The 12313-nt window shown below is 34.7% G+C and carries 12 protein-coding genes; 3 read left to right on the forward strand and 9 right to left on the reverse strand.

The genetic code is table 11. The annotated features are described in order from the left end of the window. Positions 1-62 precede the first annotated feature (62 nt). Positions 63-1613, reverse strand: a complete 1551-nt coding sequence (leuA, locus tag Q5N69_RS02660) for a 2-isopropylmalate synthase (RefSeq protein WP_304367294.1) — start codon at positions 1611-1613, stop codon at positions 63-65. 438 nt (positions 1614-2051) lie between these two features. Here leuA and Q5N69_RS02665 point away from each other — a divergent pair, with 438 nt between their 5' ends. Beyond that, positions 2052-3089 carry a CDP-glycerol glycerophosphotransferase family protein gene (locus tag Q5N69_RS02665; protein ID WP_304367295.1) on the forward strand — a complete coding sequence of 346 codons (1038 nt, stop codon included), beginning with the start codon at positions 2052-2054 and terminating at the stop codon, positions 3087-3089. 18 nt (positions 3090-3107) lie between these two features. On the opposite strand, the gene Q5N69_RS02670 is transcribed toward Q5N69_RS02665, so the two are convergent. Then, a complete protein-coding gene (locus Q5N69_RS02670; protein WP_304367296.1) occupies positions 3108-4607 on the reverse strand; it encodes a capsule assembly Wzi family protein in 1500 nt (499 codons plus the stop codon). Positions 4608-4721: 114 nt separating this feature from the next. Beyond that, positions 4722-5324: a TIGR04211 family SH3 domain-containing protein gene (locus tag Q5N69_RS02675; protein ID WP_304367297.1), complete on the reverse strand. Its 603-nt coding sequence runs from the start codon at positions 5322-5324 to the stop codon at positions 4722-4724. A gap of 241 nt (positions 5325-5565) precedes the next feature. On the opposite strand from Q5N69_RS02675, the gene Q5N69_RS02680 reads away from it, so the two are divergent. Beyond that, positions 5566-7071, forward strand: coding sequence for an inorganic triphosphatase (locus tag Q5N69_RS02680; RefSeq protein ID WP_304367298.1), 1506 nt, complete (start codon positions 5566-5568; stop codon positions 7069-7071). Positions 7072-7094: 23 nt separating this feature from the next. Next, positions 7095-7580: a GNAT family N-acetyltransferase gene (locus tag Q5N69_RS02685; protein WP_304367299.1), complete on the forward strand. Its 486-nt coding sequence runs from the start codon at positions 7095-7097 to the stop codon at positions 7578-7580. A gap of 61 nt (positions 7581-7641) precedes the next feature. Here the strand turns inward: Q5N69_RS02685 and Q5N69_RS02690 are convergent, their stop codons facing one another. The 6 genes from Q5N69_RS02690 to Q5N69_RS02715 form a co-directional block, all read right to left on the reverse strand. After that, complete coding sequence (locus tag Q5N69_RS02690; RefSeq protein ID WP_304367300.1) at positions 7642-8100, reverse strand: potassium channel family protein; 459 nt, start codon at positions 8098-8100, stop codon at positions 7642-7644. Between the two features lie 38 nt (positions 8101-8138). Further along, a complete protein-coding gene (locus tag Q5N69_RS02695; RefSeq protein ID WP_304367301.1) occupies positions 8139-8465 on the reverse strand; it encodes a hypothetical protein in 327 nt (108 codons plus the stop codon). A gap of 2 nt (positions 8466-8467) precedes the next feature. After that, positions 8468-9109, reverse strand: a complete 642-nt coding sequence (locus Q5N69_RS02700; RefSeq protein ID WP_304367302.1) for a hypothetical protein — start codon at positions 9107-9109, stop codon at positions 8468-8470. 97 nt (positions 9110-9206) lie between these two features. Continuing rightward, entirely contained in the window at positions 9207-9896 is a 690-nt protein-coding gene (locus tag Q5N69_RS02705) for a PspA/IM30 family protein (RefSeq protein ID WP_304367303.1), read from the reverse strand. Between the two features lie 29 nt (positions 9897-9925). Then, the gene (locus Q5N69_RS02710) at positions 9926-10339 is read right to left on the reverse strand and encodes a YjfI family protein (protein ID WP_304367304.1); all 414 of its coding nucleotides are present in this window, start codon (positions 10337-10339) and stop codon (positions 9926-9928) included. Positions 10340-10569: 230 nt separating this feature from the next. After that, complete coding sequence (locus Q5N69_RS02715; protein WP_304367305.1) at positions 10570-12282, reverse strand: polyamine aminopropyltransferase; 1713 nt, start codon at positions 12280-12282, stop codon at positions 10570-10572. Between the last annotated feature and the right edge of the window lie 31 nt (positions 12283-12313).

A 12313-nucleotide genomic window follows, 5' to 3' on the forward strand; every position in this document is an offset into this window, starting at 1 on the left:
CAACTTATTTATATTCAATGTCTTTTGTAAGTTCGCCTTCATTACGTAATATTTATCTTTTATTATTTATTTGCTTTACGCTCTTCACGTAGCGCGGCAATGTGTTTTGCGCGTTGAATGGCATTTAATGCCGACACAAATGCTTGGCCAGATGCTTCAATTACGTCAGTAGCAATACCATAGCCATGAAAGTTACGTTCTTGCCATTTTACAACTAAATTTGCTACACCTAGACCGTCTTCACCTGCGCCTTTATTTGATATTTTATAATCAGCAACCTGAATCTCATCATCTACCGCTTTTTTAATAGCTTGGTATAGTGCATCAACAGGGCCATTACCCGTAGCAGATTCAGTTTGAATATTACCGCCAACATTTAATTTAACGCCAGCCGTTGCAAACTCACCACTGCCAGATTGAACGTTAATATCAATTATTTGATAATGTTCTTCATTGTCTTGTTGCTGAATGTTAAATAATAAAGCTTCTAAATCATCATCAAACACTTGACCTTTTTTATCAGCTAACTTTAAGAAATCTTCATATAAAGCTTCAATATCGAAATCATCTTCGTTGTAACCTAAAGTTTCCATTCTATGCTTGATAACATGACGGCCACTTCGTGAAGTTAAGTTCAATTTTGTTTTACTAATACCGACACTTTCAGGTGTCATAATCTCGTATGTGTTTGATGCTTTAAGCATACCATCTTGATGAATACCTGAGGAATGACTAAAAGCATTGCTTCCTACAATTGCTTTGTTTGGTTGTATTGGCATATTACATAAATGGCTTACAAGCTTTGAAGTACGGGCGATTTCTTGATGATTAATATTTGTGTGAACATTCATTAAATCTTGACGAGTTTTCATGATCATCGCGATTTCTTCTAATGAACAATTACCTGCGCGTTCACCAATACCGTTAACGGTACATTCAATTTGTCTAGCACCTGCTTGAACTGCTGATATAGAGTTAGCTACAGCTAAACCTAAATCGTTATGACAATGCACTGAAATAACCGCTTGATCGATATTTGGTACACGATTAAATAGTTGCGTAATAATGCCACCAAATTCATTAGGTAATGTATAACCAACAGTATCAGGAATATTAATAGTTGATGCGCCTGCTTTAATCGCATTTTCAACCATACGACATAAATTATCGATTGGTGTACGACCTGCGTCTTCACATGAAAATTCAACATCATCAGTAAGATTACGGGCAAATTTGATTGCATGTAATGCCATGGCTTCAACGTCATCAAAACCTTTACGTAATTTTTGTTGTACATGAACATCAGAGGTAGAAATAAAAGTATGAATTCTGAATTGTTCTGCAACGCTCATTGAATCTGCACAGGCTTGTATGTCGCCTTCTACAGCACGAGATAAACCACATACAATTGAGTTCTTAACAGTACGAGCAATTTCTTGCACTGAGTGGAAATCACCAGGTGAAGATACCGGGAAACCCGCTTCAATAATATCTACACCAAGACGCTCAATTGCTTGTGCGATTTGAATTTTTTCGTTTACAGATAAACTAGCCGTTAAAGCCTGCTCACCGTCTCTTAAGGTGGTATCAAATATTATTACTTTATCATTCATGGTTATGTCCTTAGCGGTTTTAAACTTACTATACGCAGGCAAAAAAAAACCCGCGAATTATAGCGCGGGTTTGATATTTATTCTTTATAAATTTTAAACAATAATAGACCATCCGCGTATTTTAAATACGAGGAGGAGTAAGCTGTTTAATGTGAAATTTATATTTTGCATGTGGCTTTTAAGAAAATCCCTTAAAATTAATACAGTTAACGAATAAATAGTTTCTATGGTCTATTAGTATCAAATTTATGGCTATATAGTCAAATACTAATTTCGTAAAATAGTTTAAAAAAGCATATATCATAACCATTCAATTAATTTGACTAAATAACAGGCTTTATTCAGTTTTATTGCTTAAGACTGACTTAGGTTGTATAGGTAATTTTTATGCTTTACGTTAATATATGTAATTATTAACAATTAATTAAGTGTGTATCAGTGTCTCGTTATTTATTTTATATTTCTCAAAATTACAGTTTTGCTATATTAAGACCATTGCAAAAGGCCATTCTTGCTAGAGGAGGCGAAGCTGCTTGGTTTGTTGAAGGTGATAATGTTAATCATGAATTTTTTAATAAAGATGAGGTTTTATTGCCGAGTATTGATGCGGTTAAAGAATATAACCCTAGAGCGGTTTTTGTGCCTGGTAATGTTGTCCCTTCATTTGTCCCAGGATTAAAAGTGGGAGTATTTCATGGTTTCAATTCCGGTAAACGAAATAGAAAAGGTAAAGAAGACCATTTTAACATTCGTGGTAGTTTTGATTTGTATTGTACACAAGGACCAAACACCACAGAAACATTTAAGATTTTAGCAGAAAAAGCGGGTTACTTTGATGTTAAAGAAACTGGTTGGCCAGCAATTGATCCTCTCTATGAGCCACTTCTAGTTAAAAAGGAAATAGAGCGACCTACAATATTATTTTGTTCTACATTTTCTCGAAATTTAACCAGCGCTCCACATCTTTTTGAAGAAATTAAACGTTTAAGTATAACTGGGAAATACCGTTGGCTTGTTCAATTTCACCCTAAAATGCCAAAAGAGATTATTGAACAATACAAAGCTATAGAAAGTGAGCATTTAAGCTTTGTTGAAACTGATAATGTTATTCCTCTTTTACAAGAAGCAGATCTTATGGTGTGTGATACTTCTTCAGTATTACTTATGTTTTTATTATTAAATAAACCTGTTGTTACGTTTAATAACATATCACCTAAAGAGTATCTCATTAATATCTCTGAGCCTGAATTACTTGAAAGTTCGATTGAACTTGGTTTAACAAAACCTAAAGGATTGATGACGAATATAGAGTCTTTTATTGAACAAACACATCCATATCAAGATGGCGGATCATCTGAAAGAGTATTGGATGCGGTTGATGAAATATTATCACGACCTCAGAAATCAGTTAAAAAGCCCTTAAATTTATTAAGACAATTTAAAATGAGGAAGAAGCTTGGTTATTGGAAACTTTAGTAAGCTAATACGCTTAGCTTACAAGTTATATTCAATATTTAAATAACCATTAAAGTCTGTGTCGTCTTTAATATCATTATCAAAAGATGATTGGCTATATGAACTACCTACTGTAAAACGCCAGTTTTTATAACTGTGTTGTACTTTAGCTGATAGCATTACCATATCTTCTGCAATAGGGGTTAAAGGATTGCCTATTATTGGGTTATTAGGGGCTTTATCTGAATTGTCGTAGTTAAGTTGTAACTTACGTAATTTTAATTCTAAATGAGTATCTTTCCCCAGTTCTGACATGCTACCCAATACTAAAGCTTTAGCATCATTATCATAAATGTTGCCAATAGCTCTTAAGTTATAGCGCATACCTGTTTGGTAAATATGATGCTCATTAAAGCAATTACCGTTGTCAAAAAGATCACCATCACTACAGTCAGCGAAAGTATCGGTAAATTCAAAATACACGGTTGTAGGTTTATTGAATGGTCGTATATGACTATCTATACCCACTAAAGTAACTGGTTCAGTTAAAAAACCAAATGAAGAATTGTTATCACCATCTTCAGCATAATACTGCCCGTAAAGTGATAATGGAGTATCAAAAAGGTTAAACGAATAACGCAAGTCGTAACCCGCTTGTTGGTTACCTGGTTCTAATTCTCTATTTTCACCACAGTCTAAACCACCGGCACCACAATTATCTTTACCTAATAATACATTCCAAAAGGTAGAACTACCTTGAGGACGACCTTCGCCACTCCATTGAGCTAAGCGGCTAATGCCTATTTCTAGGTTTTCGAAAGGTTTAAAATTGAGACGAAAACCCCATAAAAGCGTGTCTTCAATAACTCTTTCATCATCCATCACACCCATAAAAGAGGTGACTGTCCATGGAATACCATAATCAGTGAATGGAATAACAAAAGGTTCAGCTGATTTACGTGAGAGTGCTAATGCAGGAATAGGGCGAGCATTATTTGATAAGGCTAAGCTACTATCCCATCCAGGTCCCCACCAGCGATCTTGCATGCCAACTGATACAACCCAATTTCCTATATACCCAGCAAGATAACTGCCATCATAACGAACTTTGTCGCCATCAATAGGTGAAGGATTGTAGCTTGTAGATAGTTTAACTGCGAAAGAATCTGTCATCCATGTTGTATGAATGGTGATGTTGTTTTTATCTCTAAAATCGTCACCGAAGCTTGTAAATCTTTTATCTTCTAGCGAAGCGTTTAACTCAATTGTTTTTTGATTACGTTTAGCTAATCTCAGTTGATTCATTACATAATGATAGGCATTTTCGCTACTTTCATTTAATGATCTATACGACACATTATTTAAATTTTTTGCAATATCACCCCACATAAGTGGGTAAGTCGTGGTTGGTGTTTTGATAATACCAACATCGGACAAATATTGAATTTGTGCTCTAAGAAATATATTTGAAGTGTCTACCCAAGGTTCAGCAACACTTGGGAGAGATAATAATGCGATTAGAGAGAGATATTTTTTCAATGTGAGTAGAGTCTTTAATGGTGGAGTAGGGAATTCAATTACCTGTTTATTAAAGATAGAATACAGTAAATTAGCTCTGTATTCTATCTCGGCAAGCTAACAAGATGTTTTGTTTTATTTCCAGCTGCCCATGTTACTTTTCTTGCTAGATGATAATCTTGGCAACACTAATCCTAAAACTAAACCAATACATAAAACGATAGCACCATTAAAAAACCATTCTTTTTTAATGCTTGTATCTTGATCTTTTAGTTTTAATGAAACTTCGCTAAGGGTTTTGTTCAGTGACGATATTTCGTTATTGAGTTGTGTTTTTTCACTACTATATTGGTCTACTTTTTTATTAGCACGTAATAAGCTTTCAGATATTGCGCTTGAATTACCTTCTAAATCAGCTAATTTACTATTAAGTTGAGCAATAATAACTCGTAAGCCTGGTTCAGATGTTACGTATTTGCTTTCTAGCCAAACAGTACGATCTTTATCATCAATCACTTCTGAATAATCGTCTTTAGAGTTACCTGTAATTTGAACTTCAGAGCCAGAAGTCACGGTACCTAAAATACGATAATTTTTCCCAGGACCAGAATGAACAAAAATAGGAAGCTCATCAGAAATATAGCCTTGAGTCGTATTTGCTTGAGCGCTTGCTTGTAAATAAATACTTGATGAAATGAGCAGTAATAAGAAGGTGAATAAAGGTTTTGACAATGTCATACGATAACCAAAGTTTAGTTTAACAAGAATGGCTGAAAATATTAGGGCTTTGCTACTTTGATAGCAAGTATAAAGGCAATTATTTTCGGCTATTTTAATATATGCTTACAATTTTAAAAAGATTGCCTATAGGTACAAGCTTTTGTATTGTAGTCATTCATGAGCTATATCATTTATTTTGAGGGCAAACTTGAAGATAAATTATCCAATATAGCGACTAAAAGACTTAACTCGAGACACCATGGCTACAGAGATAGAGCTAAAATATTTAGTTTTTAGCAAAAACACAGCAGAAATCATTTCATCCTTATTATCAAAAAATAATATTGAGTTTATCGAAAGTAGAACTCAACTTGGTAATTGCTACTTTGACACACCTGATTTAAATCTACGAAAGCATGACATGGGTTTACGTATTCGTGAAAAAGATGGAATGCTGGAACAGACCATTAAAACAGCTGGGAAAGTGGTTGGTGGCTTACATCAAAGACCTGAATTTAATATTCCTATTACAGAAAAACAGCCCGATTTAAGCTTATTTCCTGATGAAATATGGGCATCAACACAAACATATCAAAATATTCAATCGCAGCTTGTTTCTTTATTTACAACGGACTTTGAAAGACAAATATGGTTAATTAATACTGCTAGAGGTGGTGTTGTTGAAGTTGTATTTGATCTAGGTGAAGTTTCTAGTAATGGTTTAGTTGATCCTATTTGTGAAATTGAATTAGAGCTTATTCGTGGCGATGTTTCTGAATTGTTTGATTTAGCTGAATTATTTCTAACTGAATTAGATTTAAGACCAGGCCTTAAAAGTAAAGCTGCTCGCGGATATGGCTTGTGGGGCGGCGTAAAATCTGTGCCTACATGTATGCCACTAACGTTATTACCAATAAATAGTAGTGATAATATTAGCGACGTTTTTATAGCAGGGTTAACTCATACTCTCGGACATTTACAAAAATCAGTAGACTTTTACATTGATAAACCTACTTTATCAGCGTTGGCTGTAATTAAAGAAACCCTTTCTTTAATGGAGCACGGCTTCTTGTTTTTTGAAGAGTATCTTAATTCAGAGCTTACCGAGACTAAAAGTGAATTAGCTTATTTTTCTCGTGTGTTTTCTTGGGTAGACCATCTGATTTACTTGAAGGAAATAGTGAATAAAACAGGTAACTATCGTAAGAAAATTAATTACAGTGAAGACCTAGTAACAGCATTAAAATTAGAAAAAAGAAGATTTCCTGATATTGATGAAGTGAAGCAAATTTTCCATTCACAACGTTTTAACCAACTACAGCTTTCTATTCTTAAAATGTTAATGCCTAACAGAAAACTATTTACTCAAAAAGTTGATGATATTCGTATGGTGAGCTTTGCTACTGCGCAATTATCTAAAAGTTTAAATGTTTTAATTGAGGCGATGGCAGGTTCCAAGTCTTTAACAAGTGATCAATATATAGAATATGCACCGCTATTGAATACTAGCCTTCATACTGGGATCTGGTTTGCTGATTTATTTGATGAAGAAGATCGTACTAAATACAGAGCGCCGTGGTTAGATATTCGAGAGGGTATTAATGAGTTACAAGTATTATGGCTTATTCAAAAACAGCTTCAACGTTTACCTGAGCAACCTGAGAAATTAGTTAACTGGCAAAATAGTAAGGTTGATAACTTATTGCATGCGTTAGATCACTCTAAACAAAGTGCCATGGCCACGCAGCCTTATTGGTTATATTAATTTTGACTTAAAGGAGCTATTACTTGAGCGCTTTATCTGTTCGTACTGCTGTGAAAGACGATGCGGCAACCATTTTATTTTTTATCCGAGAACTCGCTATTTATGAAAAAGCAGAGCATGAGGTTTTAGCAACTGAAGAGACGATAGTGGAAACTATTTTTTCTGATGCTAGCCATGTTAATGCTCTTATTTGTGAGCTTGATGGTAAAGGGATTGGTATTGCTATTTATTTTTACAATTACTCTACTTGGTTAGCTAAACCAGGACTGTACTTAGAAGATCTTTACGTTTCAGCTGATGCTAGGGGTAAAGGAGCGGGTAAGTTATTACTACAAAAAATGGCTAAAATTGCTTTAGATAAAGGGTGTGGTCGTTTTGAATGGAGTTGTTTAGATTGGAATAAGCCATCTCGCGACTTTTATGAATCTATCGGTGCCGTATCTCAAGATGAGTGGGTTGGCTATAGAATGTCAGGTGAAACTTTAGTTAACTTTGCTGCTGGGAAATAACTTCTCAGTATTTTTACTATTTCCCAGTATTTCTCATAATTTGATGAAATGGATATAAAACCTAAGACTTATTCATTTCATCAATTTTCTTTTCAAGCTCTAATAATTTAGCGTAAATATCAGCATTTTGTTTACGCAGCTCTCTGTTTTTAATATTAGTATCAGCAAAGCCGAAAATACGATTAGCAAAAATAGCACCTAATGTACCTAAAGTACCTACGCCCAATAAAAACATAGTGTATACAGCGATTCGTCCCATAAGGGTTATAGGATAAACATCACCAAAACCTATTGTTGAGGCAGACATCACCATAAGCCAAATAGCATCACCATAAGACTTTACTGGAGAGTTTGGATTTTCAATTTCGAATATGTAGGTAATATGGCCTAATGAAAGTGTAAGACAAGCCATGACTAAAAAAAGAAAACAAGTTAATACCAAAAAATTATAATTTTTAACGCCAAAGTCATCTACTTTGTATAAATGCGTTTTTTCCATAACAGATTCAAATATTAACACAGCTTGTTACCTTCTTTTTATGCGCTTAATTCTACAAGTTATTTATCATTATTATTAACGTGATTGACTAAATCGTCCATAAGTCTTTTTTTGATCTCGAGTTGTTGATCTGGAGATAGGTCATACTTTTTCGCAAGTAACTCATAATCAGCAGGTGCTAAACTAACAGTCAAACGAGGGCGTTTAGGACGTTTATTTGTTGGTAATCCAAGGATGTCGCGTATTTGATCTGAAGGACTAAAGCCTGCATCTAATGCTTCTTTTCGAATAGCCAGTTGGATCTTTTCATCCATATCAAAAGCGACTTGAACCGCTTTAACTGCCTTAAGTGATGATTCCCATTTTTCAGGTATTTTACGCGCCACAATTAGCTTCCTGGATACATGTCTACAATATCAGTTGTTGGTCTAAATAAAGTTAGAAATACTTCGGTATCGCCATCTTGCCATACTTCAATATCAACACCTCTGGTTTCATCTTTATCGAACAATGCATAAAGTTCGAATTGTTCACCAGCGTCTTTACCTTCATATTCTGAGATTGATTCTACTCGATTATCTTTTCTGTGAAAATAGCCAACTTGCGCAAAGGTATGTTGTTGGTATTGCTCACTACTCCATGAAGAGGTGGTTGAGCTGTCAGATTGCCTATCAAGAAAAGCATTGCCTGGTTCGTCAAATATTGTTGAGAAGTCATCTAAAATAAATAAGGTTTCAACATCTTCATGTTGTATTTTTAATGAAAATTTAAGATAGGTTTTGTCGTCAATATCCAATGTTAGGAATATTTGAATATTGTTTGTGCCTTGAAGTACCCATTCAGTTTCTGTTTTATGTTCATATTCATAACTATTAATAGCAGACACTTGGAGCTCTTGACCACGTAATGCTTCTGGTAAACCAAAGCTATCGCTCAGTACTATAATATCGTTAATTTTTAGTTGATTAGCGTGTGTTAATTTACGTTGTTCTGCTTTTTCTGTTTTAAAAATATTCTTAAAAAATCCCATATTTACCACCATAAAAATCGCCTGCTATTTTCATAGCAAGCGATTGTTTCAGTATTTACTTAATTTACGTTTTTATTTTTACGCTAACGTATTAAGTTTATTTTTGCTTCGCTTTTATACGATCAAGTACTGAGTTTGCGCTTGCATCAGCTGAACCAATACCGGCTTCTTTGAGTTGAGCTTCAAGAGAAGTATCAGAGTTTTCAGATTCTAATATTTCTGCAGCTTTCATTTGGTCATCAAATTTCTGCTGTTTTGCTTTGATACGCTCTAAAGAGTCTTTCGCACTTAATAGTTTAGAGTTACTTGAAGAAAAGTTATCTGTAATTGCTGATGTAGCTTTTTGAACACTTTCAGTGGTTTTTACCATTGAAAGTTGACGCTTGTGCTCAGCAACTTGACGTTCACTTTTCTTAACTAATTCTTTTAAGCGATTTGCACTACCTTCAAAGCTATCTAAAGATTGTTGTTGGCCGCTTAATTCACTTTCTAATGATGCGATTTTCTCTGCTACAGCTAATGCTAAAGTTTCGTCACCTTTTTCAAGTGCTTGAACAGCATAACCTTCGTGTTCTGTAATTTCACGTTTAATACGGTCAACTTCACGGCTTGAAGCCATTTGTTGAGCCATAACGCCTGTAAGGTCACGTTTAGCTTTAGTTAAATGATTTTCAGCATCACGGATTTCTTGTTCGAAAATACGTGTAGCATTTGAGTCGATAATTGCTTCACCAACTTCAGACGCACCACCACGGATAGCCGTCATTACCTTTTTGAAAATACTCATTTTGTTACTCCTAATAATAAGGTGGTCGTTTAAACTAAAAATTCAGTCATGTCGTCGATTATTTCGACAGCATTGTTGCTTAAAACTGCGAGCTCATGCTCGATATCGTCGTAGGTTGAGTTAATTGACAAAGCGCCGAAAATTACATATTTATCGCCAATTTTCGAAAATGACGATAATGGCATAGGTATATTCATTTCTAACATACTCTCATGCATTTCGTGTATCTTGTCAGATTTAACTTCTTCTGCGCCCCAAAGGTAAGTTATGCAAAGAATTTGATCATCAGATATTGATAAAAAAATAGGTAATTCTTCACGATCTACCACTGAGATTTGTAAAACATCAACTTCACCTGAAATTGGTTGGCAATCAAAAACCATTCCTGTATCTGAATTATCAGCCATTGTATTCAAGTGGTTTGCTATCGTATGAATGTTCATGTTGTTCCTCTTCATGTTAATTCTTTGCAATATCGAATATTGAGTTGCTAGTAGACGATTTTGCTATCGACATATTATGTCAATGAGGTTAATTTAACACTTAGACATAATATGTCAAGCATGTTTTTTCTATTTTCTAATTTATTACTTAAATTTGTTGAAACTTATGGTCTGTTAGAAACTGAAATTACCTGCCAACAGACCTGTAGATTTTTTGTTACTATCTTTTATTATTGTTGCAAGTGAGAGTTATTCAAGCCTTGCTGATCTTGCCAAGCACTTTGGTGTAATTGGTAAATAGCATGACTACCTAAATAATTTATCGGGATAGCGTCTTTGTCGCGATAAAAATTATGCGGAAATTCAAATGAGCTCTTAATCATAGGTAGAGTCAGCCAAAAATGTTCTACGGGTAATTTTTCTAGTGCTTGCAGTCGTTGTAGTGGGCTAGCGCCCATTTTACTTGCTATTGTCCAACCCCATTCGCCAAAGCTTGGTACATTGTCATGATATTGCTGAACAGAAGAATAATTAGCAGCTTCCAAGGTTTTTAATACGGAAATAAAAGAGTTTTTAGCGTGATAAGGACTTGTCGATTGAATACCAATAAGTCCATCACCTGCAAGCATTTGTTTTAAGCGTGCATAAAAGTTAACAGAGTAAAGTTTATTTAAATCTGGATGGCTAGGATCGGGTAAATCTACAATAATAGCATCAAATACTTTACCTTGAGCCAACAGTTCGTCTATCGCAATAAAGGCATCACTTTTTATTACATGTACCTTTTTATCTTGCAAACTATTCTGGTTAAGTTCTGTTATATGTTTAGCTAATTTAGGAGGTAGTTTATCTTCTGGCTTGGTGAATATATCAATTAATTCATCGTCTAAATCGATAAGAGTTACATGCTCTGGCGACCATTGCAGTACATCGCGTAAAGCAAGCCCATCACCACCACCTACAATAAGAATATTGTCGTGTCGGGCTGAGCCTGCTAGTACAGGAGTCACTAGATAACTGTGGTAAATAAACTCATCTGAAGATGTAAACTGTAAGCGACCATTTAAATAAAAGCTGATAACGTTTGATTGTTCTGCGCCCATATAACGTTGAGTAAAAGTTAATTGTTGGAATCTTGTTTTGTCGGTGTAAACAACTTTATCAATGTAGAGGAGGTTACTCATTTGATTTAACCAAGTATTACCTTGTTGATACACAACTCCGACAATAACAAACAAAAGAATATGTAAGGTAACGATGGTTTTTTTCCAGTTAAGCTTATGCCAGTAATAGCCAATGAACATTGAACCAACAATTAAGTTTAGTGCCGCCGTTAAAGCACTTGCTTTACTAATATCTATTGTTAATAAAAATAAAACCCAAATAGCAGCGCCAATTCCTGCGCCTATATAATCAGCCCCGTAAATTGTGCCTATATTATTTTTTAAATGTTTTTCATGTATCTCTTCACGTATTCGGGCAATTAAAGGTATTTCCATACCAATAAAAAAACCAAGTAAAAAACCAAAAAAGTAAGGGCTGTTAAAAGCAATAAAACTCAGTTGTTTGAATATTCCACCACGAGGTAAGGCATCTGGTGGTAGTGAAAACATATCTGAGATAATAAGAGGGAAGGTTTGTGTGATCGCGATAAAACCACCAATAACCAGAATCGATAAGCTACCCAATATAGCAATAGTTAGTTCAAGCCACACAAAACCATTAAAAGCACACTTAATATTACGAGCAGCAAATGCTCCTAAACCCATTGCAACTATCATGAGACCGATCATTGCGTAAATAGTACTTTCCATTGCTCCTAATACGCGTCCTGCGTAATGAGAGAGAAGATATTCGTAAATTAAGCCACAACCTGCAAGGATAGCCATTGCTAAGATGAGAAAGGAGTCGTGCCAAAATAGAGAGTTTTTATTGGATTTCATGAAGGCTTATTTAAAGTTGTTTAAAAAGATA

This window comes from Pseudocolwellia sp. AS88 (assembly GCF_030551755.1).
In the GTDB taxonomy this organism is placed as follows: domain Bacteria; phylum Pseudomonadota; class Gammaproteobacteria; order Enterobacterales; family Alteromonadaceae; genus Pseudocolwellia.

What these genes read in the sequence shown, in the direction of transcription:
- leuA (WP_304367294.1), bottom strand. Translation starts at nt 1,613, where the DNA reads ATGAATGATAAAGTAATAATATTTGATACCACCTTAAGAGACGGTGAG.
- Q5N69_RS02675 (WP_304367297.1), bottom strand. Translation starts at nt 5,324, where the DNA reads ATGACATTGTCAAAACCTTTATTCACCTTCTTATTACTGCTCATTTCA.
- Q5N69_RS02680 (WP_304367298.1), top strand. Translation starts at nt 5,566, where the DNA reads ATGGCTACAGAGATAGAGCTAAAATATTTAGTTTTTAGCAAAAACACA.
- Q5N69_RS02700 (WP_304367302.1), bottom strand. Translation starts at nt 9,109, where the DNA reads ATGGGATTTTTTAAGAATATTTTTAAAACAGAAAAAGCAGAACAACGT.
- Q5N69_RS02705 (WP_304367303.1), bottom strand. Translation starts at nt 9,896, where the DNA reads ATGAGTATTTTCAAAAAGGTAATGACGGCTATCCGTGGTGGTGCGTCT.
- Q5N69_RS02710 (WP_304367304.1), bottom strand. Translation starts at nt 10,339, where the DNA reads ATGAACATTCATACGATAGCAAACCACTTGAATACAATGGCTGATAAT.
- Q5N69_RS02715 (WP_304367305.1), bottom strand. Translation starts at nt 12,282, where the DNA reads ATGAAATCCAATAAAAACTCTCTATTTTGGCACGACTCCTTTCTCATC.